Source organism: Variovorax sp. P1_G12, assembly GCF_056405555.1.
The window spans coordinates 1-25,268 of record NZ_JBFUBW010000050.1 but is presented as its reverse complement, the minus strand read 5'-3'; the positions used below and the strand labels follow the sequence as shown (position 1 = coordinate 25,268).

The following is a 25,268-nucleotide window of genomic DNA, read 5'->3' as shown; positions in this document are numbered from 1 at the left end:
GGGAGTCAGCAGGCCGCCCGTCAGCGCGAAGCGCGGACTTCGCCGCGCTGGCGGCCCGGCGCCGGCCTGGATGGCCCCCACGCTCCTCACTTCGTGTGTCGCTGCCCCCCGAGGGGGCCGCAGGCCGCCTTGGGGCGGCCCGGCGCCGGCCTGGTTTTCTCACCCAAGGAGGCTCTCGTGAATACCCAGGATATCGCTCCCCCCGTCGCGCCGCTCACCCGTCGCCAGTGGCTGGCCGGCGCCGCCGCCGCCATCGCCTGGCCGGCGATGGCGCAGCAGGCCTATCCGGTCCGGCCGGTGCGTTTCGTCGTGCCTTTTCCTCCCGGCGGCCCGGTCGACACGACGGCCCGCACGGTCGCGCTCAAGCTGTCCGAGATCTGGGGCCAGCAGGCCATCGTCGACAACCGCGCGGGCGCGGGCGGCATCGTCGGCGCCGAGATCGCGGCCAAGTCACCGGCCGACGGCTACAACCTGCTGGTGTGCAGCATCCACCACGCGGTGCTGCCGAGCCTGAAGCCCAAGCTGCCCTACGACATCGAGCGCGACTTCGTGCCGGTGAGCTTCGGTGCCATGTTTCCGGTGGTGCTGGTCGCGCATCCGGCGGTGCCGGTGCGCAACGTCGCCGACCTCATCGCATTGGACAAGGCGACGCCGGGCAAGCTGAGCTTCGGATCCTCGGGCAGTGGCGGTGGCACGCACCTGGCCGGCGAGCTGTTCAACATGCAGGCCGGCACCCGGTTGCTGCATGTGCCCTACAAGGGCAGCGCACCCGCCATGACCGATCTGCTCGGCGGGCAGGTGCAATTCATGTTCAGCGATGCGCCCACGGCCCTGCCGCAGATCAAGGCCGGCAAGGTGCGCGCCATCGCGGTGGCGAGCGCGCGCCGTTCGGTGCTGCTGCCCGACGTGCCGACCGTGGCCGAATCCGGACTGCCTGGCTACGAGGCGTACTCGTGGGCGGCGTTCGTGGCGCCGGCCGGCACGCCGAAAGACATCGTTCAGCGCCTCAGTGCCGACCTGAACAAGGCGCTCGACGATCCGCAGGTCAAGCAGCGACTGCACGAGGTCGGTGCCGAAGCCATGCCGAGCACGCCGCAGGCCTTCGGGAAGATGCTCCACGCGGAGATCGACAAGTGGACGCGCGTGGTCCGCACCGCCAACATCCAGGTGGACTGATGAGCGCACAGGACCTCGACCCCGGCCCGCGCCTGCTGTCCCGGCGCGATGGCCCGGTGCTCGTGCTGACCCTGAGCAACCCGGCCGCGCGCAACGCGATGCATCCGTCGCTTTATCGCGCGGCGGCCGAACTCATGCGCGAGGCCGCGGGCGATCGCCAGATCCGCGCCATCGTGCTGGCCGGCGAGGGCGATCATTTCTGCGGCGGCGGCGACCTGAAGCGACTGGCCGACCAGCGCCGCCGGCCGCGCGAGGAACAGCTCGGGCACCTCGATGCGCTGCACGACTGGGTGATGGCGATGCAGGATGCGCCGCAGCCGGTGATCGCCGCGGTCGAGGGCGCGGCGGCCGGCGGCGGCTTTTCGTTGTGCCTGGGCTGCGACCTGATCGTCGCCGCCGAGGATGCGAAATTCGTGATGTCGTACGTCAAGGTGGCCCTGTCGCCCGACGGCGGCGGCTCCGATTCGCTGGCCCGCGCCTTGCCGCCGCAGGCGGCGCTCGAACTGCTGCTCGACGGCGGCGTCTGCAGCCCCGAGCGGCTGCATGCGCTGGGCGTGGTCAACCGGCTGGTGCCGCACGGCCAGGCGCTCGAAACGGCGCTGGCCTGGGCGCATCGGCTGGCTGCCGGCCCCTTCGACGCCCAGGCGCGCATCAAGCAGCTGGTGCACGCCGCGCGCGGACGCTCGCGCCGGGCGCAGCTCGACGCCGAGCGCGATGCCTTCGTCGAGAGCCTCTACAGCGAGGACTGCGGCGATGGCATCGCCGCCTTCCTTTCGGCCCGCCATCGCGGGTAGCCCCTTTCCTGGAAAACCATGTCCGATCTGCTCGAATCCGCCCTCAATCCCCAATCGGTCGCGGTCATTGGCGCCTCCGAGAACATCCACAAGATCGGCGGCCGACCGATCTACTACATGCAGCGGCACGGTTTTCGCGGGCGCATCTACCCGATCAACCCGGCACGCCAGGAGGTGCAGGGCCTCGAGAGCTACAGCTCGCTGGCGGCGCTGCCCGAGGTGCCCGACCTGGCGCTGGTGATCGTTGGCGGCGACAAGGCCGTGGCCGCGGTCGACGAATGCGCCGCGCGTGGCGTCAAGTCCGCGGTGGTGATCGCCTCCGGCTTCGGCGAGGCGGGTGCAGAGGGCCGGGCGGTGCAGCAGGCCATGGCCGACCGGGCGCGGGCCGCGGGCATGCGGCTCTACGGCCCCAACACCCAGGGGCTGGCGAATTTCGGCAATGGCGCCATCGCCGGATTCTCGACCCTGTTCGTCGAGGTACCGCCGGCCGACGGGCCGATCGGCATCGTGAGCCAGAGCGGCGGCATGAGCGCCATGGCCTACGGCCTGCTGCGCGGGCGCGGCCTGGGCGTTCGCCATGTGCATGCCACCGGCAACGAGGCCGACGTCACCGTGTCCGACCTCGCCTGGGCCGTCGCCCACGATCCGGAAGTGAAGTTGCTGCTGCTCTATCTGGAGACCATCGCCAACCCCGGGATGCTGGCCCGCACCGCAGCCTATGCGCGCGAGCGCGACCTGCCGATCGTCGCCGTGAAGGCCGGGCGCTCCGAAAGCGGGCAGAAGGCAGCGTCGTCGCACACCGGTTCGCTGGCCAACGAAGACCGCGCGGTCGATGCCTTCTTCAAGCACCACGGCATCTGGCGCGTGCGCGACCCGCATGCGCAGGCGCTGGCGGCCGAGGCCTATCTCAAGGGCTGGCGGCCCGAAGGCCGGCGGCTGGTGGTGATCAGCAACTCGGGCGCGAGCTGCGTGATGGGCGCGGACGCTTCCGAGGAGTTGGGCCTTCCGCTGGCGGAATTGTCGCCGCAGACGCGCCAGGACGTGGCCGACAGGCTGCCGGGCTTCGCGACCGCCAGCAACCCGATCGACATCACGGCGGCACTGCTGTCCAACAGCGGCCTGTTCGGCGACGTGCTGCCGGCGGTGGCGCAGGACCCGGCGGCCGACCTGTTCTTCATCCACATTCCGGTGGCCGGGGCCGGCTACGACGTGGAAGCCTTCGCCGCCGACACGGCCAGGTTCGAGGCCGGCACCGGGAAGCCGGTGGTGGTCGCTGCCTGGCAGGCCTCGGTCGCGGCCCCCTTCAAGGCCAGGGGCATCCCGACCTACGCCAGCGAGTCGGAGGCGCTCGGCGTGCTGGCGCAGCTCGCCTCGCACACGGCGCTGATGCGCAGGCCGCATCGTGCGTGGCCGGCCGAACCCTTGCCGCTGCTGCCGGCGGGGGCCGGCCGATTCATGAACGAGGCCGAGAGCCTCGCGCTGCTGGCGGCGCGCGACATTCCGGTCGTTGCGCACCGGCTCTGCCGCTCGGCACGGCAGGCGCGCGACGCCTGGACGGCGATGGGCGTGCCGGCGGTGGTCAAGGCCTGCTCGGGCGACGTGCCCCACAAGTCGGAACACGGGCTGGTGGCGCTGCACGTGCGCAGCGCCGACGATGCCGCCGCGCTGTTCGAGCAGCAATGGACCCGGCTGGCCGAGCTCGGTGCTTCGCAGGACGGCGTGATCGTGGCCGCGATGCACCGCGGCCGGCACGAGTTCATGGTCGGTGCGCGGCAGGATCCGGTTTTCGGGCCGGTGGTGGTGGTCGGCGACGGCGGCAGGTATGTCGAGGCGCTGCAGGACGTCGCCGTGCTGCTGCCGCCGTTCGACAGTGCCGACGTCGGCGCGGCCCTGCGCACGCTGCGCATCGCGCCGCTGCTGGAGGGGGTGCGCGGCGAGCCGCCGCTGGACGTCGCCGCCCTGTGCGCCGTGGTCGTGGCGGTCGGCCGCCTGATCGCCGCGGCCTCGGGACGGATCGCCTCCATCGACGTCAATCCGGTGCTGGTGGGCGCCCGGGGGGAGGGCGCCATGGTCCTCGACGCCCTCGTCGAGCGAGCCTGAGCACGCGACGGCCGTACCCGCCATCCGGGCAGGCCCGGAGCGCGACGGACGGGATCTTGGCCTTGAACTTGCTAAGCTATGGTCAAGGAGATTGGTCGTCCCATGCACAAATTCGATGAGATGTACGAACAGCTGCCCTACAGCGGCGCAGCGGTGCGAAGCCACTACAAGCGTTACGACCAATGGCTTGCGAGGCAGCCCGGCGAGGTGATGCGTTCGCGGCGCGAGGAGGCGGAAATGATCTTCCGCCGGGTCGGCATCACCTTTGCGGTCTACGGCGCGAAGGACGAGGACGGCTCGGGCACCGAGCGGCTGATTCCCTTCGACCTGCTGCCGCGCATCATTCCCGCGCACGAGTGGGCCTCGATGGAAAAGGGCCTGGTGCAGCGCGTGACCGCGCTCAACCGCTTCATCCATGACGTCTACCACGGCCAGGAGATCATCAAGGCCGGCGTGATCCCGGCCGAGCAGATCCTGAACAACGCCCAGTACCGGCCAGAGATGGTGGGCGTCAAGGTGCCCAACGACATCTACTCGCACATCTCGGGCATCGACATCGTGCGTGCGCCCGATGCCCAGGGCCACGGCGAGTACTACGTGCTCGAGGACAACCTGCGGGTGCCCAGCGGCGTGAGCTACATGCTGGAGAACCGCAAGATGATGATGCGGCTGTTCCCGGAGCTGTTCAGCCAGAACCGCATCGCGCCGGTCGCCCACTACCCCGACCTGCTGCTGGAAACCCTGCGCGCCTCGGCGCCGCCGGCCACCGCCGAGCCCACCGTGGTGGTGCTCACGCCCGGCATGTACAATAGCGCCTACTTCGAGCACGCCTTCCTGGCGCAGCAGATGGGCGTCGAACTGGTCGAGGGCCAGGACCTGTTCGTCAAGGACGACTTCGTCTACATGCGCACCACGCGCGGCCCGCGCCGGGTCGACGTGATCTACCGCCGGGTCGACGACGACTTCCTCGACCCCGAGGTGTTCCGCCCGACCTCCACCCTGGGCTGCGCCGGCCTGATGCGCGCCTACCGCGAGGGCAACGTGGTGATCTGCAACGCGGTCGGCACCGGCGTGGCCGACGACAAGTCGATCTACCCCTACGTGCCGAAGATGGTCGAGTTCTATCTCGGCGAGAAGCCGATCCTGAAGAACGTGCCGACCTACATGTGCCGCAACAAGGACGACCTGGACTACACCCTGGCCCACATGAAGGACCTGGTGGTCAAGGAGGTGCACGGCGCCGGCGGCTACGGCATGCTCATCGGCCCGGCCGCGACCCAGGCCGAGATCGAGGACTTCAAGAAGGCGGTGCTGGCCAAGCCCGACGGCTACATCGCGCAGCCGACGCTGAGCCTGTCGACCTCGCCGACCTTCGTCGACGCCGGCATCGCGCCGCGCCACATCGACCTGCGGCCCTTCGTGCTGTCGGGCAAGGAAGTCCAGATGGTGCCCGGCGGCCTGACGCGGGTCGCGCTCAAGGAAGGCTCGCTGGTGGTCAATTCGTCGCAGGGCGGCGGCACCAAGGACACCTGGATCCTCGAGGCCGACCGCGGCAGCAAGCCTCGGGCGCCGTCGCAAACCCAGAGCCAAGTGGCCTGATCGGAGGAACGTCTCATGCTGTCACGCACCGCCGATCACCTCTACTGGATGTCGCGCTACACCGAGCGGGCCGAGAACACCGCGCGCATGCTCGACGTCAACTACCAGACCTCGCTGCTGCCGCAGTCGGCCGAGGTCGCGCAATACGGCTGGCAGGGCCTGCTGTCGATCAGCGAGCTGCTGCCGCTCTACAACGAGAAGCACGAGGGCTTCAAGCCCGACGAGGTGATGGAGTTCATGGTCAAGGACGAGTCGAACCCGTCGTCGATCCTCTCCTGCCTGCGGGCCGCGCGCGAGAACGCGCGGGCGGTGCGCGGCGCGCTGACCACCGAAGCCTGGGAGACCCAGAACACCACCTGGCTGGAGGTCAACCGGATGCTGCGCAGCGGCGAATTCGAGCGCGATCCGGCGCAGTTCTTCGAATGGGTCAAGTTCCGCTCGCACCTCTCGCGCGGCGTGACGCTGGGCACCATGCTGCAGGACGAGGCCTTCTACTTCTCGCGGCTGGGCACCTTCATCGAGCGCGCCGACAACACGGCGCGGCTGGTCGACGTCAAGTTCCACGCGCTCAACAGCGAGTTCTTCGGCACCGCCACCGAGGAAGACCAGGAATACGACTTCTATCACTGGAGCGCGATCCTGCGCAGCGTCTCGGCCTTCGAGGTCTACCGCAAGGTGTACCGCGACGTGATCAAGCCCGAGCGCGTGGCCGAGCTGCTGATCCTGCGCCCGGACATGCCGCGTTCATTGCATGCCAGCCTGCACGAGGTGGTCAGCAACCTCGACATGGTCAAGAACGAGCAGAGCGCCGAGACCCAGCGCCGCGCCGGCAAGCTATTGGCCGACCTGCAGTACGCGACGGTCGACGAGATCCTCGCGACCGGGCTGCACGCCTACCTGACGCAGTTCCTCGACCGGGTGAACGAGCTGGGCTGGCGGATCAGCCAGGACTTCCTGGTGCCCGGGCACTGAGGATTGCCTTCAGCTTCACGGGACCTGATCGGCGTTGACCAGAATCACACCAGCGTCGCCCGCCGCACCGCCAGCTCCCAGCGCCCCATCGCCTCGTCCGCCTTCGCCCGGCTCAGGGTCGGCATGAAGCGCCGCTCGATGCGCCACAGCTTCGACAACTGCGCCACGTCGGCGTAGACGCCGGTCGACAGCCCGGCGAGGTAGGCGGCGCCCAGCGCCGTGGTTTCCGTGACCTCGGGCCGCACCACCGGGATGCCCAGCAGGTCGGCCTGGAACTGCATCAGCAGGTCGTTCACGCAGGCGCCGCCGTCGACCCGCAGTTCGGCCACCGGTGCGCCGCCGGCGGCGACCGCGTCGCGGCTCATGGCCTGCAGCAGCGCGGCGCTCTGGTAGGCAATGCTCTCCAGCGCTGCGCGCGCGATGTGCGCCACGGTGGTGCCGCGCGTCAGCCCGGTGATGGTGCCGCGCGCATCGGCATTCCAGTAGGGCGCGCCGAGGCCGGTGAAGGCCGGCACCATCATCACGCCGCCGGCGTCGGGCACGCTCTCGGCCAGCGACTGCACCTGGGCGCTGCCCTGGATCGCCTTCAGGCCGTCGCGCAGCCACTGCACCACCGCGCCGCCGACGAAGACGCTGCCTTCCATCGCGAACTGCGGCGTGGCGCTGGTCTGCGCCGCGCTGGTCACCAGCAGCCCGTTGTGCGAAGGCTGGAACGCGCCGCCCGTGTGCATCAGCAGGAAGCAGCCGGTGCCGTAGGTGTTCTTGGCCATGCCGGCCTCGAAGCAGGCCTGGCCGAAGAGGGCGCTCTGCTGGTCGCCCGCGACGCCGCCGATCGGCAGGCTGCGTCCGAGCAAGGCCGCGTCGGTGTCGGCGAAGTGCGCGCTCGACGGCTTGACCTCGGGCATCAGCGAGGCCGGGATGCGCAGCGCCCGCAGCAGCTCGGCATCCCAGGCGTTGCGGTGCACGTCGAACAACATCGTGCGCGAAGCGTTGCTGACGTCGGTGACGTGCACCTTGCCGCCGGTGAGCTGCCAGACGAGCCAGCTGTCGACCGTGCCGAAGGCGAGTTCGCCGCGCTCGGCCTGGGCCCGCGCACCGGCCACGTTGTCCAGCAGCCAGCGCAGCTTGGTGCCCGAGAAGTAGGCGTCGATCACCAGGCCGGTCTTCTCGCGGATCGCGTCGGCCATGCCGTCGGCGCGCAACTGGGCGCACAGCGGCTCGGCACGGCGGTCCTGCCAGACGATCGCGTGATGCACCGGCTGGCCGGTCTTGCGGTTCCACAGCAGCGTGGTCTCGCGCTGGTTCGTGATGCCGAGCGCATGGATGTCGCCGGCCTCGATACTGGCCTTGGCCAGCACCTCGCGCGCGGTGGCCAGCTGGCTCGCCCAGATCTCCATCGGGTCGTGCTCGACCCAGCCGGGCTGCGGGTAGATCTGCGTCAGCTCCCGCTGGGCGACGGCCACGATGCGGCCCTGGCTGTCGAAGACGATGCTGCGTGAGCTGGAGGTGCCCTGGTCGAGGGCCAGCAGGTAGGTCATGGAAGGGTCCTTCAGGTCTCGCGAGCGATCTCGCAGCGCACTTGCGCCTGCGCCAGCAGTTCGGGGAAGGGGGGAGGCGGCTCCGCATCCGTGAACAGGCAATCGATCTGCGACAGCTTTGCCAGCTCGATCATCGCGGGCCGGTTGAACTTGCTCGCGTCGGCCGCGAGCCAGACCTCGCGCGCCTGCGAAATGATGGTCTGGGCCACCTTCACCTCGCGCAGGTCGAAGTCGCGCAGCGTGCCGTCGTCCTCGATGCTCGAGACGCCGATCAGCGCGATGTCGACCTTGAACTGGCGGATGAAGTCGACCGTCGCCTCGCCCACGATGGCGCGGTCGCGCAGCCGCACCGAGCCGCCCGCCACGATCACCTCGCAGGCCGGGTTGTCGCTCAGGATGCTCGCGACGTTGAGGTTGTTGGTGATCACGCGCAGCCCCCGATGGTGCAGCAGCGCCTTGGCGATCGCCTCGGTGGTGGTGCCGATGTTGAGGATCAGCGAGCAGTCGTTCGGCACCCGCGCCGCCACCGCGCGCGCGATGCGCGCCTTGCCTTCGGCGTGCAGGGTCTCGCGCTGCCGGTAGCCGATGTTCTCGGTGGTCGAGCTGGGCACGCGCACGCCGCCATGGAAGCGCGTCAGCAGGCCTTCGTCGGCCAGCCGCTGGACGTCCCGGCGCACGGTCTGGAGCGTCACGCCGAGCATCTCGGCGAGCTGTTCGACCGTGATCGAGCCGCGCGAGCGCACGGTGTTCAGCAGCTTGAGCTGGCGGGGGTTGGAATTCACGGGGGAAAAGACAAATGGAGCGCTCGCTACTTTATAACGAAACAAAACGAATGGACTTCAGGGTTAACGCCGAAGAAAATCGCGCCATAAGGAACCAGAATGAAAAGATTCGAAAGCGAAAAATCCCTTGAACGCGGACTGAACCCCATCGCATCGGAACCCATTGCCGTGAGCGCCACCGTCTCGTCACCGACCGACTCCGCCGCCGACTGCGACGTGCTGATCGTCGGCGGCGGCATCAACGGCTGCGGCATCGCGCGGGATCTCGCGGGCCGCGGCTTTCGCGTGCTGCTGTGCGAGAAGGACGACCTCGCCGCCCACACGTCTTCGTCGTCGACCAAGCTGATCCACGGCGGCTTGCGCTATCTCGAGTACTACGAGTTCTCGCTGGTGCGCAAGGCGCTGCAGGAGCGCGAGGTGCTGCTCAAGAGCGCGCCGCACATCATGTGGCCGCTGCGCTTCGTGATGCCGCACGACCCGTCGATGCGGCCGGCCTGGATGATCCGCATCGGCCTGTTCATGTACGACCACCTGGCCAAGCGCGAGGTGCTGCCGGGTTCGCGCACCATCGACCTGCGCCGGCACGAGGCCGGCGCGCCGCTCAAGCCCGAGTTCAAGCGCGGCTTCGTCTATTCGGACGGCTGGGTGGACGATGCGCGCCTGGTGGTGCTGAATGCGCTCGACGCCCGCGCGCGCGGCGCCGAGGTGCTGACGCGCACGCGCTGCATCAGCGCGCAGCGCGGCACCGAGGGCTGGACCGCCGTGCTCGATGGCCCCGACGGGCAGCGCACCGTGCGGGCCCGCGCGGTGGTGAATGCCGCCGGGCCCTGGGCCGAGGCCTTCCTGCGCGGCGTGGCGCGCCCGGTGCACGGCGAGGCGCTGGCGACCCGGCACCTGCGGCTGGTGAAGGGCAGCCACATCGTGGTGCCGCGGGTCTTCGGCCATGACCACGCCTACATCTTCCAGAACCCCGACAAGCGGATCATCTTCGCGATTCCCTACCAGGACGACTTCACGCTGATCGGCACCACCGACATCGAGCTGCAGGGCGACGACCCTGGCGCGGCGCGGATCAGCAAGGACGAGATCGACTACCTCTGCACCCAGGCCAGCCGCTACTTCGCCAAGCCTGTGCAGCCGTCGGACGTGGTCTGGACCTACTCCGGCGTGCGCCCGCTGCTCGACGACGCGTCGGGCGACCCCTCCGCCGTGACGCGCGACTACCTGCTCGAGTCGAACACCACGGCGGCGCCGCTGCTGTCGGTCTGGGGCGGCAAGATCACCACCTTCCGCAAGCTGGCCGAGGATGCGGCCGACGAAGTGGGGCGCATGCTCGGCGAAACCCGGCCCGCGTGGACCGATGGCGCCTTCATGGCCGGCGGCGACCTGTCGGGCTGGATCGGCGCCACCACGCGCGGCTCGCGGCCCGACGACGATTTCGAGCGCTTCGTGGCGGCGGTGCAGGCACGGCATCCCTGGCTCGAGGCGGCGCTGGCGCGCCGGCTGGCACGGGCCTACGGCGCCCGGATCTCCGAAGTGGTCGGCGACGCCGCGTCGATGGCCGACTTCGGGCCGGCCGTCGCACCCGGCCTGCACGAGCGCGAACTGCACTACCTGCGCGACCAGGAATGGGCCTGCAGCGGCGACGACGTGCTGTGGCGCCGGTCCAAGCTGGGCCTGCGCTTCACGCCGCAGCAGCGCGACCAGGTGAGCGCCTGGATGCACAGGCACGCACGTTCGAAGGAAGGAGTCCCATGCAGCTGACACTCGAGCGCGTCACCAAGAAGCAGGGCCCGCAGACCTGGCTCTACCCGCAGAGCATCGCGCCGAAGAGCGGCGCGGTGACGGTGCTGCTGGGCGCCACGCAGGCCGGCAAGACCAGCCTGATGCGCCTGATGGCCGGCCTCGACGCGCCGACCGAAGGCCAGGTGCGGGTCGACGGCCAGGACGTGACCGGCGTGCCGGTGCGCGAGCGCAACGTGGCGATGGTCTACCAGCAGTTCATCAACTACCCCTCGCTCAAGGTGGCCGAGAACATCGGTTCGCCGCTCCGGCTGCGCGGCGAGAAGAACATCGATGCCCGGGTGCGCGAACTGGCCGACAAGCTGCACATCGGCATGTTCCTCGACCGCTATCCGGCCGAGCTCTCGGGCGGGCAGCAGCAGCGCGTGGCGCTGGCGCGCGCACTGGCCAAGAATGCCCCGCTGATGCTGCTCGACGAGCCGCTGGTCAACCTCGACTACAAGCTGCGCGAAGGCCTCAGGGAGGAACTCACCCAGCTCTTCGCGACCGGCGACTCGACCGTGGTCTACGCCACCACCGAGCCCGGCGAGGCCCTGCTGCTGGGCGGCTACACCGCGGTGATGGATGCCGGCGAACTGCTGCAGTACGGGCCGACCGCCGAGGTCTTCCATGCGCCGCAGTCGCTGCGGGTGGCGCGCGCCTTCAGCGATCCGCCGATGAACCTGATGCCCGGGCGGGCCGCCGCGGGTGGCGTGCAGCTGGAGGGCGGCCCGCTGCTGCCGCTGGCCCTGCCGGCCGGCGTCGAGGGCGCGGTCAGCGTCGGCCTGCGCGCCAGTGCGCTCAACGTCGGCGCGAGCGAGGGCGACATCGCGCTGCCCGGCAAGGTCGAGCTGGCCGAGATCTCGGGCTCCGACACCTTCGTGCACGTGGAGACGCTGGTGGGCGAACTGGTGGCGCAGCTCACCGGCGTGCACCGCTTCGAGCTCGGCACGGCGATCACGCTGTATTTCGACGCGTCGCAGGCCTATGTGTTCGATGCCGGCGAACGGCTCGCGCTCGCGCCGGCCTGGCGCAAGAGGGGGTGACATGGCCCGCATCGACCTCGACCTGGCGCACGCCTACCGCCCGAACCCGGCGCAGGAGAGCGACTACGCGCTGCTGCCCCTCAAGATGAGCTTCAGGGACGGCGGCGCCTATGCCTTGCTGGGCCCCTCGGGCTGCGGCAAGACCACGATGCTCAACATCATCTCGGGCCTGCTGGCGCCGTCGAAGGGCAGCGTCAAGTTCAATGGCCGCGACGTGACGCTGGAGACCCCGCAGCAGCGCAACATCGCGCAGGTGTTCCAGTTCCCGGTGATCTACGACACCATGACCGTGGCGCAGAACCTCGCCTTCCCGCTGCGCAACCGCAACATGCCCGCCGAGCAGATCAGGAAGCGCGTCGGCGAGATCGCCGAGATGCTCGACATGAGCGGCCAGCTCAACCAGCGTGCGGCCGGCCTCGCAGCCGATGCCAAGCAGAAGATTTCACTCGGGCGCGGCCTGGTGCGCAGCGACGTCTCCGCGGTGCTGTTCGACGAGCCGCTGACCGTGATCGACCCCCATCTCAAGTGGCAGCTGCGGCGCAAGCTCAAGCAGATCCACCGTGAGCTCAAGCTGACGCTGATCTATGTCACGCACGACCAGGTGGAGGCGCTGACCTTCGCCGAGGAGGTGGTGGTGATGACGCGCGGCAAGGCGGTGCAGATCGGCAGCGCCGAGGCGCTTTTCGAACGGCCGGCCCATACCTTCGTGGGCGATTTCATCGGCTCGCCGGGAATGAACTTCCTGCCGGTTCAGAGTGCCGGCGGAACGCTCGAGATCGCGGGCGCCCGGCTGGCCGCCACCCGGGAACTGCCCGAGGGCGCGCTCAAGCTCGGCATCCGGCCCGAGTACGTGGCGCTGGTCGAGCCGGGCGCGCCGGGCGCCGTGCCCGCCACCGTGGCGCAGCTGCAGGACGTCGGCACCCACCTGATGCTGAGCGCCAGGCTCGGCGACAGCGTGGTGAAGGCGCGACTGGCGTCGGACGCGGTGGTTCCCGCGCCCGGCGCCACGGTCTGGCTTCGGGTGCTCGGCCGCAAGAGCTGCTTCTACCGCGACGAGGTGCTTGTATGAGCGCAGCGCCGGGCCGCCCCAAGCAAGCTCGCACCGCAATGCGAAGCATGGAGGTGCTCCAATGAACGGAAACAACAAGCCGCTGAACCAGAAGGCCTGGTGGCTGGTGCTGCCGGTGCTGCTGTGCGTGGCCTTCTCGGCCATCGTGCCGCTGATGACCGTGGTCAACTACTCGGTGCAGGACATCATCTCGCCCGAAAGGCGCGTCTTCGTCGGCACCGAGTGGTTCGCCGCCGTGATGCGCGACGACGAGCTGCACGCGGCGCTGTGGCGCCAGCTCGGCTTCTCGATCGCGGTGCTGGTGGTCGAGATCCCGCTGGGCATCTGCCTCGCGCTGGCGATGCCGTCCACCGGATGGAAGTCTTCCGCGGTGCTGGTGGTGGTGGCGCTGTCGCTCCTGATCCCATGGAACGTGGTCGGCACCATCTGGCAGATCTTCGGCCGCGCCGACATCGGGCTCTTCGGCTACACGCTGCAGAAGCTGGGCATCGAGTACAGCTACACCGGCAACGCGCGCGACGCCTGGCTCACGGTGCTGCTGATGGACGTCTGGCACTGGACGCCGCTGGTGGCGCTGCTGTGCTTCGCCGGCCTGCGATCGATCCCCGACGCCTACTACCAGGCGGCGCGCATCGACGGCGCCAGCAAGTTCGCGGTGTTCCGCTACATCCAGCTGCCGAAGATGCGCGGCGTGCTGGTGATCGCGGTGCTGCTGCGCTTCATGGACAGCTTCATGATCTACACCGAGCCCTTCGTGCTGACCGGCGGCGGGCCCGGCAACGCGACCACCTTCCTGAGCCAGTACCTGACGCAGAAGGCGGTGGGGCAGTTCGACCTGGGTCCGGCGGCGGCCTTCTCGCTGATCTATTTCCTGATCATCCTGCTGCTGTGCTTCGTGCTCTACAACTGGATGCTGCGCGTCGGCACGCTCGACGTGGAGGAGGAGAAATGAACGAACGGCGCTTTCGCAAGCGCAGCATCTTCCTCGTGCTCTATCTCTTGTTCGCGCTGCTGCCCATCTACTGGATGGTCAACATGAGCTTCAAGACCAACGAGGAGATCCTGTCGAGCTTCTCGTTCTTCCCGCAGAGCTTCACCTGGGAGAACTACCGGCGCATCTTCACCGACGAGTCCTGGTATTCGGGCTACATCAACAGCCTGATCTACGTCGGAATCAACACCGTGATCTCGCTCACGGTGGCGCTGCCGGCGGCCTATGCCTTCTCGCGCTACACCTTCCTCGGCGACAAGCATGTGTTCTTCTGGCTCTTGACCAACCGCATGACGCCGCCGGCGGTCTTCCTGCTGCCTTTCTTCCAGCTCTATTCGACCGTCGGACTGATGGACACGCACCTGGGCGTGGCGCTGGCGCACCTGCTGTTCAACGTGCCGCTGGCGGTCTGGATCCTCGAAGGCTTCATGAGCGGCATTCCGCGCGAGATCGACGAGACCGCCTACATCGACGGCTATTCGTTCCCGCGCTTCTTCCTCACCATCTTCCTGCCGCTGATCAAGGCCGGCGTCGGCGTCGCGGCCTTCTTCTGCTTCATGTTCAGCTGGGTCGAGCTGCTGCTGGCGCGCACCCTGACCAGCGTGAACGCCAAGCCGATCGTGGCGACGATGACGCGCACGGTGAGCGCCTCGGGCATGGACTGGGCGACGCTGGCGGCCGCCGGCGTGCTGACCATCGTGCCGGGCGCGATCGTGATCTGGTTCGTGCGGCACTACATCGCCAAGGGCTTCGCCATGGGGAGGGTCTGATCATGTTCGACTGGATGGTCTGGACCACCCCGGTGGCCGTCTTCTTCACCTGCATCGCGCTGATGCTGGCCGGCATGACCGTGTGGGAGCTCAAGTCGCCCACCACCCTGCGCCGCGGCTGGCTGCCGCTGGAGACCACGCGCGGCGACCGGCTCTTCATCGGCCTTCTGATCGCGGCCTACATCAACCTGATCTTCATCGGCCTGGCGGGCAGGTTCCAGGAATGGCTGGGTCTCGAGGCCGAGCCCTCGATCTGGATCAGCTTCGTGCTGTCCATGGGCGTGCTGGCCCTGGTCATGCGAAAGGGCTGAGCCGTCTCACCTTCTCTTTGTCACCGGACCGGCTCTTCCGCTTTCCCGGAGCCGGATCTGCAAGAACCGGGAAGCGCATCGAGGAGACAACCATGAAGTTTCGCACCACAGCAATGGCCCTGGCCGCGGCGACTCTCGCCTTGCAGAGCGCCTGGGCCGGGGAAGCGGAGGCCAAGAAATGGATCGACAGCGAGTTCCAGCCGTCGAGCCTCAACAAGGAGCAGCAGGCCGCCGAGATGAAATGGTTCATCGACGCCGCCAAGAAGCTGCAGGACAAGGGCGTGAAGGAGGTCGCGGTGGTGTCGGAGACCATCACCACCCACGAGTACGAATCGAAGACGCTGGCCAAGGCCTTCGAGGAGATCACCGGCATCAAGGTCAAGCACGACATCATCCAGGAAGGCGACGTGGTCGAGAAGCTGCAGACCTCGATGCAGTCGGGCAAGTCGATCTACGACGGCTGGATCTCCGACTCCGACCTGATCGGCACCCACTACCGCTACGGCAAGATCCTGTCGCTGAGCGAGTACATGGCGGGCGCCGGCAAGGAGTGGACCAACCCGGGGCTCGACGTCAAGGACTTCATCGGCACCAGCTTCACGACCGCGCCCGACGGCCAGCTCTACCAGCTGCCGGACCAGCAGTTCGCCAACCTGTACTGGTTCCGCGCCGATCTGTTCGGGCGCAAGGACCTGCAGGACAAGTTCAAGGCCAAGTACGGCTACGACCTCGGCGTGCCGCTCAACTGGAGCGCCTACGAGGACATCGCCGAGTTCTTCACCGTCGACGTCAAGACCATCGACGGCAAGCCGATCTACGGCCACATGGACTACGGCAAGAAGGACCCGTCGCTGGGCTGGCGCTTCACCGATGCCTGGCTGTCGATGGCCGGCACGGCGGACAAGGGCATCCCGAACGGCATGCCGGTCGACGAATGGGGCATCAAGGTCGCGGCCGACAAGTGCACGCCGGTCGGCGCCAGCGTGGCGCGCGGCGGGGCGACCAACTCGCCGGCCGCGGTCTATGCGCTCACCAAGTACATCGACTGGATGAAGAAGTACGCGCCCAAGGAAGCCACCGGCATGACCTTCGGCGAAGCCGGGCCGGTGCCGGCGCAGGGGCAGATCGCGCAGCAGATCTTCTGGTACACGGCATTCACCGCCGACATGACCAAGGCCGGCCTGCCGGTGGTCAATGCCGACGGCTCGCCGAAGTGGCGCATGGCGCCCGGCCCGAACGGTCCGTACTGGAAGGAGGGCATGCAGAACGGCTACCAGGACGTCGGCTCGTGGACCTTCTTCAAGGCCCATGACGCCAACAAGACGGCGGCCGCTTGGCTGTACGCGCAGTTCGTGACCTCCAAGACGGTCTCGGCCAAGAAGAGCGTCGTGGGCCTGACCTTCATCCGCGAGAGCGACATCCGCCACGAGTACTTCACGCAGAACGCCAACAAGTACGGCGGCTTGATCGAGTTCTACCGCAGCCCGGCGCGCGTGGCCTGGACGCCGACCGGCACCAACGTGCCCGACTACCCGAAGCTGGCGCAGCTCTGGTGGAAGAACGTGGCCGAGGCCGTGACCGGCGAGAAGACGCCGCAGAAGGCGATGGACAACCTGGCCGAGGAGATGGACAACGTGATGGGCCGCCTGGAGCGCGCAGGCATGGCCAAGTGCGCGCCCAAGCTGGCGCCGAAGGGCGACCCGGCCAAGATGCTGAGCGACGAGCACGCGCCGTGGAAGAAGCTGGCGAACGAGAAGCCGAAGGGCGAGACCATCGACTACAACAAGCTGCTCACCGCATGGAAGGAAGGCAAAGTCAGGTAGCTCGCCCCAGGTTGCCCGGCACTTCGTGTCCGGGCGCCCAACGGGCCTGGCTGCGCCGGCCGGACTCAGGGGTCGACTGCCCGCTGGAGGTTGAGGTGCGCGGTGGTTTCGAGCCGGGCTCGCATCGGCGCCGTGAGATAGAGCGGGTCGCGGGCCAGGAAGCGGCTCAGGATCTCGCGCCGCCGCGGCTCGAAGACCTCGGGCGGGACGTGCGCGTATTCGATGCGGATCTGGCGCTCGTACTCGGCGAAGCGCTCGGGCGGGGCGCCGAGGATCGCGAGGTCGATGTCGACGAGAAGACGGGCGTCGTTGCCTGCCGGGGCGGCATCGTGGCGCGTGGCCATGACCAGCGCGTGCACGCGTTCGGCGGCTTCGGGCGCGACGCCTGCGCCGAGCAGCGCCTGCCGCGCCCAGTCGGCGCTGCGCGCCTCGTTGTCGTGCCGGTCAAGGTCGTAGATCGCGTCATGAAACCAGAGCGCCAGCGCGACTTCGCCCGGGCGCTCGGCCTGGCCGCGTTCGCGCTCGAAGTGAAGCAGGCATTCCGCCAGGTGCTGGCGCGTGTGATAGGCCCGCTGCGGCTCGTCGTAGCGCGCCAGCAGCGCGTCGAACAACGCCGTGTCGGGGCTCTGGACGCCGAGATCGCGCCAGGCGCCGGTCCAGGACGCGCGCAGCGCCTGCGCCTCCATCACTGCTCCATCGCGGCCTGCACTTCGCGGCCCAGGTCGATCACCGACATGGCGTAGTAGCTGCTCCAGTTGTAGCGCGTGATGACATAGAAGTTCTGGGTGCCGGCCACGTAGCTCGGTGCGTCGTAGCCGTTCTGCAGCTCGACCAGGGCCAGCAGGCCCCGGTGCTTGAGCGCCTCGCCGTACAGCACCGCACCGCCGGCGACGAAGGCATCGGCGCTGAAGGTCGGCACGATGTCCGGCCCCAGCAGCACCGCCTTCTTGAGGCGCGCCTCGTCGAAGCTCACCGGGAAGATCGCCGGCATGCCCGGCTGCCAGCCGAAGGCCTTGAAGTAGCTCGCCACCGAGCCGATCACGTCGGCCGTGTTCCTGACCAGGTCGATGCGGCCGTCGCCGTCGAAGTCGACCGCGTACTTCGCGATGCTGCTCGGCATGAACTGCGGCATGCCCATGGCGCCCGCGTAGCTGCCCACCGGGACCGTCGGATCCTCGGCGGTCCGGCTCTCGGTGCTCAGGAAGCTCTCGAGCTCGCCCCGGAAGAAGGCCTGGCGCTCGGCGGCGCGCGGATGGGCCTGCGGGAAGTCGAAGGCCAGGGTGGCGAGCGCGTCGATGACGCGGAAGTTGCCCATGTTGCGGCCGTAGATGGTCTCGACGCCCACGATGCCGACGATGATCTCGGGCGGCACGCCGTAGGTCGCCTGGGCCCGCGCCAGCGTCTCGGCGTTCTGGCGCCAGAAGCGCACGCCGGCGGCGATGCGCACCGGGTCGATGAAGCGGCTGCGGTAGGTCTGCCAGTTCTTTGGGGTGCCGCTCGGCGCCGGCAGCATCAGGCGCGGGACGTTCGGCAGCTGCCGGGCGTTGCCGATGGTGGCCCGCGCCCAGGCAGGGTCGAGGTTGCGGCGCGCCGCCACCTCGTCGGCGAACTGCATCGCGTCCTCGCGCGTGGCGTAGGCAATGCCGCCTCGCACCGTGGCGCTGCGCTTGTCGGGCGCGTTCTGGGCCGAAGCGGGTGCCGCCGAGAGGAAGGTGGCCGACAGCAGCAGGGCGGCCGGCAGGGCGTGGGAAAAAAGGCGTCGCATCGTGCCGATTGTGCCGCTCGCGCGGAATCTGCCGTGAAACGACACCAGTGGTTTCACGGCCACGCGAGCCGGCGGAACTCGCTGCGCAGGGCCGGCAGCGCGTCGGCCGGCGCCTTCGCGTAGCGCTGCGCCTCGAGGCGCAGCAGCCATTGCTGCACCGGCTCCGCGCCGCTGCCGAAGCGGTCCGCGAGCAGCGCCGCCATCTGGCGCGGCGATGCGCCTTCGGGCACCTCGACGCCGGCCCGCGCGAGCCGCGCGCGGGCCCGGGCCAGCAGCCGCAGCCAGGGGTCGTGCTGGCTGCGCTCCCAGAGTGTCCAGCCGGCGCCCGCGAGGCTGGCGACCACGAGCAGAGCGAGCAGCACCAGTGCCAGGTCCTGCAGGCTGGGCGCGGTGAAGCCGAGGGTCTTGAGCAGGTCCAGCTGCCGGCTCTGCGTGTAGTTGAGCACCCACTGGTTCCAGCCGTTGTTGACCGCCTCCCAGGCGGCGCGCAGGTTCTGCGACAAGGTCGGGTTCATGGCCCCGATCGCGCCGGCGATCAGTCCGGGCTGCGGCGACAGCCGGCGGAACTGGCCGACCCGGTCGGGCGAGATCGCGCCGGTGGGGTCGACCCGCACCCAGCCCGGGCCTTCTTCCCAGACCTCGGCCCAGGCATGGGCATCGCTGTTGCGCACCACCCAGTAATTGTCGACCCCGTTGAGCTCGCCGCCCTGGTAGCCGGTGACGATGCGCGCCGGAATGTCGAGCGCGCGCATGAGCACCACGAAGGCCGAGGCGATGTGTTCGCAGAAGCCGGCCTTGCGATCGAACCAGAACTCGTCGGCGGTGTCGTCGCCATAGAGGCCGGGCTCGAGGGTGTAGGCGTAGCCGCCGTTGCGCAGCCGTTGCAGCACGTTCTGCACCAGCGCCGGCGTGGCGGCGCCGGCCAGCGCCGGGTCGGCGCGCATCTGCGCCGCCAGCGCGACCGTGCGCGGGTTCGAGCCGGCCGGCAGCGCGACGTAGCCTTGCAGCGCCGCGGTGCGGCGCGTCGGGCCGCTCTCGAACTGCGTGAAGCTCTCGGCCCGGTAGCGCACCAGGTCGCCGATCGGGCGGTTCGCGATCCACTGCAGCTCCGGCGTCGCGAACAACTCGTAGTCGGACAGCTCGGGCCGCCTCGACGCGGCGTCCAGCGTCAGCACCCAGGGCCGGTTGGCGGGTTCGAGCGTGACCTCGTAGCCGGTGGCCGGACCGCGCACCCGCAGATTCTGCGGCACGAAGCTGCGCGAGAAAGGCAGCGGGGCGGTCCACTCGCGGCCGTCGAACTGCGTCAGCACCGGTCCGCGGAAGTAGAGGGTGGCGCGCGGCGGTACCAGGTCGCCGTCGAAGCGGATGCGCGCGGCGATGCCTTCGTCGAGCGCGAGCTCGGCCATGGCGCCCACGCGCATCGTGTTCGACAGCCCGGTGCGTCCGGTCATGGCGTCGTTCGGCGTGCCCCACAGCGGCGCCATGCGCGGAAACAGCATGAACAGCACCAGCATGATCGGCGCGCCCAGCAGCGCCATCCAGCCGGCCGTGCGGGCGGCCTGGGCGAGCGGCGGCTTGCCCACCGGCATGTGGGCGTTGACCAGCGCGGTCAGCAGGCCCAGCAGCGCCAGCAGCATCGCGCAGGCCGTCACCAGCGACTGCGAATAGAAGAAATTCGTGAGCATCGTGAAGAAGCCCAGGAAGAAGATCACGAAGGCGTCGCGCCGGGCGCGCAGCTCCAGCGTCTTGAGCGCCAGCAGGATCACCACCAGCGTGACGCCGGCGTCGCGGCCCAGCAGCGTGCGATGGGTCGCGTAGGTGGCGACCAGCGTCAGCGCGAGGAGGGCGATGCGCCAGCCTTTGCCCGGCAGCGGGCGGGCCTGGACCGCCAGCGTTCCGCGCCAGAACAGCACGATGGCGGCGAGCGTGCTGCACCACCACGGAAGGTTGGAGATCTGGGGCAGCAGGATCAGGCCGATGACGGCCAGCAGAAAGAGCGTGTCCCTGGCGTCCCGCGGCAGGGCCTGGAGCCTCGCGTTCAGCATAGGGCCAGCACCTCGAGGCACTGCCGCTTGTGGGCTTCGCCTTGCGAAGGCGCCACCACGCGGCCCGCGACGCGCAGGCCATAGTCCACGCCCAGCCGATCCGCCATCAGCACCCAGGCGCAGAGCCGCGACAGGCGCGCCTCCGAGTCGGGCAGGCCCGCCGCCTGGGCGTCGAGCCAGAGTTCCTGCCGCTGCGCCTGTTGCGTGTCGCGGCTCACCAGGTCCTCGGAGCCCGCGGCCTGCGCCTGGGCCGCGCGCTTCCACACCACCAGCTTCAGCGGGTCCCCGCGCCTGTAGGCCCGCACGCCGTCGTACTCGCCCGCCAGATGCGTGCGCAGCGCGGCCGACGCGGCCTGGCCGGCCGGCTCGCCCGCCGGAAGCGGCGGCGGATGGACCTCCGGCGCCGGATAGACCAGCACCTGCGAGGCCGGCCGCCACACGGTCCAGACGCGGAAGGTGCCGAGCGGAAACCGGGTTTCGGCGGTCAGCGTCGGCACCGGATGCAGGCCGCGGCGCCTTGGCTTGAAGGCCACCTCGACCGTGGCGCTGCCTTCGGCCGGCACGTCGCACCAGGCCCACTGGCCGCTGCGGTGCACCGCGAGGCCGATGCCGTAGCGCGTGCTGCGGCGCGTGTTGTCGAGCACCACGCGGAACACCGCGGCGGCCCCGGCATAGCGCGGCTCGGGCGCCATCAGGTGCATCGCCAGGCCGCGCAGCGTGCCATGGCACACGTGCATCCCGACCGCCACGCTGCCCGCCAGCAGGAAGGTCAGCAGGTAGCCCAGGTTGAGCTGGTAGTTGATCGATGCGACCAGCAGCAGCAATAGAGTGGCCGCCAGCATCCAGCCCGCCCGCGTCGGCACGATGTAGACGTTGCGCTGCGTCAGTTCGAGCGCATCCGAGGGCGGCCGGCGCGCCAGGAACCAGCGGTCGATGCGCGCGCGCAGCGGCGCCCGGCGCCCGGCGAGCCAGCTGCGGGCCGGCGCCGGCGTCGTCACGGCAGCGGCACCGCCGCGATCATGGCGCGCACCTGCTCGACCGCGCCGCGGCCGGCGTCGCCGACCGGCGTGAGCCGGTGCGCGACGGTCTGCGGCAGCACGGCCTGGACATCGTCCGGCGCCACGTAGTCGCGGTTGGCCAGCAGCGCCTGCGCCTTGGCGGCGCGCAGCACCGCGATGCCGGCGCGCGGCGACAGGCCCTGCAGGAACCAGCGGCCCGAGCGGGTGGCGGCCATCAGGTCCTGCACGTAGTTTAGGAGCGGCTCGGAGGCGTGCACCTGCAGCACGCGCTGCTGCAGCGCCGTGAGTTCGCCGGCGGTCAGCAGCGCCGGCAGTCCGGCCAGCATCTCGCGCCGGTCGGCCCCCGCCAGCAGTTCGCGTTCGGCGGCCCGGTCGGGATAGCCGAGCGAGATGCGCATCAGGAAGCGGTCGAGTTGCGATTCGGGCAGCGCGAAAGTGCCGAGCTGGTCGTGCGGATTCTGGGTCGCGATGACGAAGAAGGGGGTCGGCAGCGGCCGGGTCTCGCCCTCGACCGTGACCTGCTTCTCCTCCATCGCCTCCAGCAGTGCGCTCTGGGTCTTGGGACTGGCGCGGTTGATCTCGTCGGCCAGCAGCACCTGGGCAAAGATCGGCCCGGGGTGGAACACGAAGGCCTGCTGGCCGCGGTCGTAGATCGCGACGCCCGACAGGTCGCCCGGCATCAGGTCGGCCGTGAACTGCACGCGCGAGAACTGCAGCCCGAAGGTGTGCGACAGCGCGTGCGCCAGGGTGGTCTTTCCGACCCCCGGCACATCCTCGATCAGCAGGTGGCCGCCCGCCAGCAGGCAGGCCACGCAGTCGCGCACCTGCGCCTCTTTGCCCACGATCACCGTGTTAAGCTGGCCGAGCAGACTGGCGAGCTTTGCGGCTACGTCCATTTTTGTATCCATATGCAAACAATACCGTAAGCCCGGCGGGCCCATGCCGCGTAAGGCTACGACGTGATTCGATCCATGGGTAAAACCGGCTACTTCACACACCGCGACTGCTGGAAGCACGACATGGGCCCGGGCCATCCGGAATGCCCGGCCAGGCTCGATGCGATCGAGGACCGGCTGCTCGTCACCGGCGTCGGCGACGCACTGGAGCGCATCGAGGTGCCGCTGGCCACCTTGCCGCAGATCACGCGCGCGCACAGCGTCGCCCACATGGAGCACCTCGAGGCGCTGAGCCAGCGCCTGATCGAGGACGCCCCGGCCGGCGGGCCGGACCATGCGCAGATCGACCCCGACACCACGCTCACCCGCTTCACCGTGCTGGCGGCCCGGCGCTCGGCCGGCGCCGCCATCGCGGCCACCGATGCGGTGATCGCGGGCGCGATCGACAACGCCTTTTGCGCCGTGCGTCCGCCCGGCCACCATGCCTGCCGCGACAAGGCCATGGGCTTCTGCTTCTTCAACAACGTCGCGATCGCGGTGCGCCACGCGATCGAGGAGCACGGCCTGGAGCGGGTGGCGGTGGTCGACTTCGACGTCCACCACGGCAACGGCACCGAGGACATCCTGAGCAATGACCCGCGGGTGCTGATGGTCGGCATCTTCCAGCATCCCTTCTACCCCTACAGCGGCACCGAGCACCCGGCGCCGAACATGCTCAACCTGCCGGTGCCGGCCTACACCAAGGGCATGGATGTGCGCGAGCTGATCGAGACCTGCTGGATGCCGCGCCTGGAGGAGTTCAAGCCGCAGATGATCTTCGTCAGCGCCGGTTTCGACGCCCACCGCGACGACGACCTGGGTCAGCTCAGGCTCAACGAGCACGACTTCGGCTGGATCACCAGCCGGGTGATGGACGTCGCGCGCCGGCATTCGAAGGGCCGTATCGTCTCGATGCTCGAGGGCGGCTACAACCTCGACGCCCTGGCGCGCAGCGTCGAGGAGCATCTGCGCGTCCTCGCCGATCTCTAGGGCCTGTTGACAAGGGCCCTGGCCGTCGATGAATTTCACCGAGTTCACCCAGAAGCTTTCGCAGATCGAGGCCCGCAGCGTCTGGATCGAGGTCGCCATCCTGTTCGGTTGCGTGCTGCTGGCCTGGGCTGTCTGTCGCTGGTTCGGCCGCGACCAGCCCAAGGATTCGATCTGGTTCGGCCAGCGCACCATCGACGGCCTGCTGTGGCCGCTGCTGGCGTTGGTCTTCACCGACCTGGCGCGGCGCGCCACCCTGGTCTACCAGCCGGTGCTGGTGCTGCGCATCGCGGTGTCGGTGTTCGTGTCGCTGCTGGCGATCCGCTTCTTCGCCCGCGTGCTGAGCGCCGTGTTTCCGACCTCCGCGATGGCACGGCTGGTCGAGCGCACCATCTCGTGGCTGGCCTGGATCGGCGCCGTGCTCTGGATCGTCGGCCTGCTGCAGCCGGTGCTGGCCGAACTCGACGAGATCACCCTGGCCTTCGGCCGCCCGGGCGTCAGCCTGCGCACCATCCTGAACGGCATCTTTTCTGCCGGCCTGGTGCTGGTGATCGCCCTGTGGGTCTCGCAGACCATCGAGAAACGAATCCTGCGCGAGGCGGTGGCCGACCTGTCGATGCGCAAGGTGGCATCGAACGCGATCCGCGCCTTTCTTCTGCTGATCGGCCTGCTTTTCGCGCTGTCGGCGGTGGGGGTGGACCTGACCGCGCTGTCGGTGCTGGGCGGCGCGCTCGGGGTCGGCCTCGGCTTCGGCCTGCAGAAGCTGGCGGCCAACTACGTGAGCGGCTTCGTGATCCTGCTCGAGCGCTCGATCCGCATCGGCGACAACGTCCGCGTCGATGGCTTCGAGGGCCGCATCACCGACATCAAGACCCGCTACACGCTGGTGAGAGCGGGCAATGGCCGCGAGTCGATCGTGCCGAACGAGTCGCTGATCACGAGCCGGGTCGAGAACCTCTCGCTGGCCGATCTCAAGTTCAACATCACGACCGCCATCGTGGTCGGCTACGACAGCGACGTGGCGCGGGTGCAGGCCATTCTTTGCGGTGCGGCGGCCGAGCAGCCGCGCGTGCTGAAGGATCCGGCGCCGGTCGCCTTCCTGCTCAATTTCGCGCCGGACGGTCTCGAGTTCACGCTCAACTTCTGGGTCTCCGACCCGGACAAGGGCAGGGACAACCTGCGCTCGGCAATCAACGTTTCGATCCTCGACGGCCTGCGGGAGGCCGGCATCGTCATTCCGAGCCCGCAGCGCGTGGTGCGTGTCGAGTCGCTTCCGGCCGGCCCTTCTCCGGTCGCGGCGGCTCGCCTATAATCATAAAAAAGCACGACCGTTCTTTTTCTTTGAGCCTGAAGCGTCCCTGATCGAAATGAACAGTCCTCGCGGAGGCCGGCGCCTAAAATCGCTGGTTGCCTGGAAGCCCCGATTTCGCAATTCAATGGAGTCAAACCAATGAAGATTCTTGTCCCCGTCAAGCGGGTCGTCGACTACAACGTCAAGGTGCGCGTGAAGAGCGATGGCACCGGTGTGGACATTGCCAACGTGAAGATGAGCATGAACCCCTTCGACGAGATCGCCGTCGAAGAGGCGGTGCGCCTGAAGGAAAAGGGCGTGGCCACCGAGATCATCGCGGTCTCGTGCGGCGACGCGAAGTGCCAGGAGACCCTGCGCACCGCGATGGCCATCGGCGCCGACCGCGCCATCCTGGTGGAGAGCACCGAGGAACTGCAGCCGCTGGCCGTGGCCAAGCTGCTGAAGGCGCTGGT

Annotated in this window: 22 protein-coding genes; 15 read left to right on the top strand and 7 right to left on the bottom strand. The window is 69.0% G+C overall.

The window, feature by feature from the left end:
• Positions 1-267: 267 nt before the first annotated feature.
• The 5 genes from AC1D2O_RS34660 (at position 268) to AC1D2O_RS34640 (ending at position 6,641) form a co-directional block, all read left to right on the top strand.
• On the top strand, positions 268-1,176 hold the full coding sequence (locus AC1D2O_RS34660) for a tripartite tricarboxylate transporter substrate binding protein (RefSeq protein WP_478094330.1): 909 nt from the start codon (positions 268-270) through the stop codon (positions 1,174-1,176).
• Entirely contained in the window at positions 1,176-1,970 is a 795-nt protein-coding gene (locus AC1D2O_RS34655) for an oxepin-CoA hydrolase, alternative type (RefSeq protein ID WP_478094328.1), read from the top strand. Before AC1D2O_RS34660 ends, AC1D2O_RS34655 begins: the two co-directional genes overlap by 1 nt.
• Before the next feature lie 18 nt (positions 1,971-1,988).
• Complete coding sequence (locus AC1D2O_RS34650) at positions 1,989-4,070, top strand: acetate--CoA ligase family protein (protein WP_478158682.1); 2,082 nt, start codon at positions 1,989-1,991, stop codon at positions 4,068-4,070.
• Positions 4,071-4,172: 102 nt separating this feature from the next.
• A complete protein-coding gene (locus tag AC1D2O_RS34645) occupies positions 4,173-5,669 on the top strand; it encodes a circularly permuted type 2 ATP-grasp protein (RefSeq protein WP_478158681.1) in 1,497 nt (498 codons plus the stop codon).
• Between the two features lie 15 nt (positions 5,670-5,684).
• A complete protein-coding gene (locus AC1D2O_RS34640) occupies positions 5,685-6,641 on the top strand; it encodes an alpha-E domain-containing protein (protein ID WP_478089298.1) in 957 nt (318 codons plus the stop codon).
• Positions 6,642-6,685: 44 nt separating this feature from the next.
• Here the strand turns inward: AC1D2O_RS34640 and glpK are convergent, their stop codons facing one another.
• Together glpK and AC1D2O_RS34630 are read right to left on the bottom strand one after the other, a co-directional pair.
• Entirely contained in the window at positions 6,686-8,179 is a 1,494-nt protein-coding gene (gene glpK / locus AC1D2O_RS34635) for a glycerol kinase GlpK (protein WP_478158680.1), read from the bottom strand.
• A gap of 11 nt (positions 8,180-8,190) precedes the next feature.
• Positions 8,191-8,961 (bottom strand): DeoR/GlpR family DNA-binding transcription regulator, encoded by a 771-nt coding sequence (locus AC1D2O_RS34630; RefSeq protein ID WP_478158679.1) that lies wholly within the window; start codon positions 8,959-8,961, stop codon positions 8,191-8,193.
• 99 nt (positions 8,962-9,060) lie between these two features.
• Here AC1D2O_RS34630 and glpD point away from each other — a divergent pair, with 99 nt between their 5' ends.
• From glpD to AC1D2O_RS34595, 7 genes are all read left to right on the top strand, one after another.
• Entirely contained in the window at positions 9,061-10,725 is a 1,665-nt protein-coding gene (gene glpD, locus AC1D2O_RS34625; protein ID WP_478089295.1) for a glycerol-3-phosphate dehydrogenase, read from the top strand.
• Positions 10,716-11,789 carry an ABC transporter ATP-binding protein gene (locus AC1D2O_RS34620; RefSeq protein ID WP_478089294.1) on the top strand — a complete coding sequence of 358 codons (1,074 nt, stop codon included), beginning with the start codon at positions 10,716-10,718 and terminating at the stop codon, positions 11,787-11,789. The genes glpD and AC1D2O_RS34620 overlap by 10 nt, the downstream gene beginning before the upstream one ends.
• A 1-nt stretch (position 11,790) precedes the next feature.
• Positions 11,791-12,858, top strand: coding sequence for an ABC transporter ATP-binding protein (locus AC1D2O_RS34615; RefSeq protein WP_478089293.1), 1,068 nt, complete (start codon positions 11,791-11,793; stop codon positions 12,856-12,858).
• 61 nt (positions 12,859-12,919) lie between these two features.
• Positions 12,920-13,810, top strand: coding sequence for a carbohydrate ABC transporter permease (locus AC1D2O_RS34610; RefSeq protein WP_478089292.1), 891 nt, complete (start codon positions 12,920-12,922; stop codon positions 13,808-13,810).
• Positions 13,807-14,619, top strand: coding sequence for a carbohydrate ABC transporter permease (locus AC1D2O_RS34605; RefSeq protein ID WP_442287608.1), 813 nt, complete (start codon positions 13,807-13,809; stop codon positions 14,617-14,619). The genes AC1D2O_RS34610 and AC1D2O_RS34605 overlap by 4 nt, the downstream gene beginning before the upstream one ends.
• Before the next feature lie 2 nt (positions 14,620-14,621).
• A complete protein-coding gene (locus AC1D2O_RS34600) occupies positions 14,622-14,930 on the top strand; it encodes a DUF2160 domain-containing protein (protein ID WP_478089291.1) in 309 nt (102 codons plus the stop codon).
• A gap of 92 nt (positions 14,931-15,022) precedes the next feature.
• Positions 15,023-16,753: an ABC transporter substrate-binding protein gene (locus tag AC1D2O_RS34595; protein WP_478089290.1), complete on the top strand. Its 1,731-nt coding sequence runs from the start codon at positions 15,023-15,025 to the stop codon at positions 16,751-16,753.
• A gap of 65 nt (positions 16,754-16,818) precedes the next feature.
• Here AC1D2O_RS34595 and AC1D2O_RS34590 read toward each other — a convergent pair whose 3' ends face one another.
• From AC1D2O_RS34590 to AC1D2O_RS34570, 5 genes are read right to left on the bottom strand one after another with little or no spacing between them, the layout of a single operon-like run.
• Positions 16,819-17,439 carry an HD domain-containing protein gene (locus AC1D2O_RS34590; RefSeq protein WP_478089289.1) on the bottom strand — a complete coding sequence of 207 codons (621 nt, stop codon included), beginning with the start codon at positions 17,437-17,439 and terminating at the stop codon, positions 16,819-16,821.
• Complete coding sequence (gene mltB, locus AC1D2O_RS34585; protein ID WP_478089288.1) at positions 17,439-18,518, bottom strand: lytic murein transglycosylase B; 1,080 nt, start codon at positions 18,516-18,518, stop codon at positions 17,439-17,441. Before mltB ends, AC1D2O_RS34590 begins: the two co-directional genes overlap by 1 nt.
• A 53-nt stretch (positions 18,519-18,571) precedes the next feature.
• Positions 18,572-20,563 (bottom strand): transglutaminase TgpA family protein, encoded by a 1,992-nt coding sequence (locus AC1D2O_RS34580; RefSeq protein WP_478158678.1) that lies wholly within the window; start codon positions 20,561-20,563, stop codon positions 18,572-18,574.
• Positions 20,557-21,561 (bottom strand): DUF58 domain-containing protein, encoded by a 1,005-nt coding sequence (locus AC1D2O_RS34575; protein ID WP_478158677.1) that lies wholly within the window; start codon positions 21,559-21,561, stop codon positions 20,557-20,559. Before AC1D2O_RS34575 ends, AC1D2O_RS34580 begins: the two co-directional genes overlap by 7 nt.
• Positions 21,558-22,478 (bottom strand): AAA family ATPase, encoded by a 921-nt coding sequence (locus AC1D2O_RS34570; protein ID WP_442287614.1) that lies wholly within the window; start codon positions 22,476-22,478, stop codon positions 21,558-21,560. Before AC1D2O_RS34570 ends, AC1D2O_RS34575 begins: the two co-directional genes overlap by 4 nt.
• 75 nt (positions 22,479-22,553) lie before the next feature.
• Here AC1D2O_RS34570 and AC1D2O_RS34565 point away from each other — a divergent pair, with 75 nt between their 5' ends.
• The 3 genes from AC1D2O_RS34565 to AC1D2O_RS34555 form a co-directional block, all read left to right on the top strand.
• Positions 22,554-23,507, top strand: a complete 954-nt coding sequence (locus AC1D2O_RS34565) for a histone deacetylase family protein (protein WP_478090764.1) — start codon at positions 22,554-22,556, stop codon at positions 23,505-23,507.
• 28 nt (positions 23,508-23,535) lie between these two features.
• Positions 23,536-24,816, top strand: coding sequence for a mechanosensitive ion channel family protein (locus AC1D2O_RS34560; protein ID WP_478090756.1), 1,281 nt, complete (start codon positions 23,536-23,538; stop codon positions 24,814-24,816).
• A gap of 138 nt (positions 24,817-24,954) precedes the next feature.
• Positions 24,955-25,268, top strand: a 314-nt coding sequence (locus AC1D2O_RS34555; RefSeq protein ID WP_478158676.1) for an electron transfer flavoprotein subunit beta/FixA family protein, incomplete at its 3' end; no start/stop codon positions are given.

Bases quoted from the DNA above. Each gene is read 5' to 3' on its own strand.
- AC1D2O_RS34640 (WP_478089298.1), top strand. From the start codon at position 5,685: ATGCTGTCACGCACCGCCGATCACCTCTACTGGATGTCGCGCTACACC.
- mltB (WP_478089288.1), bottom strand. From the start codon at position 18,518: ATGCGACGCCTTTTTTCCCACGCCCTGCCGGCCGCCCTGCTGCTGTCG.
- AC1D2O_RS34610 (WP_478089292.1), top strand. From the start codon at position 12,920: ATGAACGGAAACAACAAGCCGCTGAACCAGAAGGCCTGGTGGCTGGTG.
- AC1D2O_RS34560 (WP_478090756.1), top strand. From the start codon at position 23,536: ATGAATTTCACCGAGTTCACCCAGAAGCTTTCGCAGATCGAGGCCCGC.
- AC1D2O_RS34600 (WP_478089291.1), top strand. From the start codon at position 14,622: ATGTTCGACTGGATGGTCTGGACCACCCCGGTGGCCGTCTTCTTCACC.
- AC1D2O_RS34595 (WP_478089290.1), top strand. From the start codon at position 15,023: ATGAAGTTTCGCACCACAGCAATGGCCCTGGCCGCGGCGACTCTCGCC.
- AC1D2O_RS34590 (WP_478089289.1), bottom strand. From the start codon at position 17,439: ATGGAGGCGCAGGCGCTGCGCGCGTCCTGGACCGGCGCCTGGCGCGAT.
- AC1D2O_RS34570 (WP_442287614.1), bottom strand. From the start codon at position 22,478: ATGGACGTAGCCGCAAAGCTCGCCAGTCTGCTCGGCCAGCTTAACACG.
- AC1D2O_RS34650 (WP_478158682.1), top strand. From the start codon at position 1,989: ATGTCCGATCTGCTCGAATCCGCCCTCAATCCCCAATCGGTCGCGGTC.
- AC1D2O_RS34620 (WP_478089294.1), top strand. From the start codon at position 10,716: ATGCAGCTGACACTCGAGCGCGTCACCAAGAAGCAGGGCCCGCAGACC.
- AC1D2O_RS34660 (WP_478094330.1), top strand. From the start codon at position 268: ATGGCGCAGCAGGCCTATCCGGTCCGGCCGGTGCGTTTCGTCGTGCCT.
- AC1D2O_RS34565 (WP_478090764.1), top strand. From the start codon at position 22,554: ATGGGTAAAACCGGCTACTTCACACACCGCGACTGCTGGAAGCACGAC.
- AC1D2O_RS34655 (WP_478094328.1), top strand. From the start codon at position 1,176: ATGAGCGCACAGGACCTCGACCCCGGCCCGCGCCTGCTGTCCCGGCGC.
- glpD (WP_478089295.1), top strand. From the start codon at position 9,061: ATGAAAAGATTCGAAAGCGAAAAATCCCTTGAACGCGGACTGAACCCC.
- AC1D2O_RS34645 (WP_478158681.1), top strand. From the start codon at position 4,173: ATGCACAAATTCGATGAGATGTACGAACAGCTGCCCTACAGCGGCGCA.
- AC1D2O_RS34615 (WP_478089293.1), top strand. From the start codon at position 11,791: ATGGCCCGCATCGACCTCGACCTGGCGCACGCCTACCGCCCGAACCCG.
- AC1D2O_RS34580 (WP_478158678.1), bottom strand. From the start codon at position 20,563: ATGCTGAACGCGAGGCTCCAGGCCCTGCCGCGGGACGCCAGGGACACG.
- AC1D2O_RS34605 (WP_442287608.1), top strand. From the start codon at position 13,807: ATGAACGAACGGCGCTTTCGCAAGCGCAGCATCTTCCTCGTGCTCTAT.
- glpK (WP_478158680.1), bottom strand. From the start codon at position 8,179: ATGACCTACCTGCTGGCCCTCGACCAGGGCACCTCCAGCTCACGCAGC.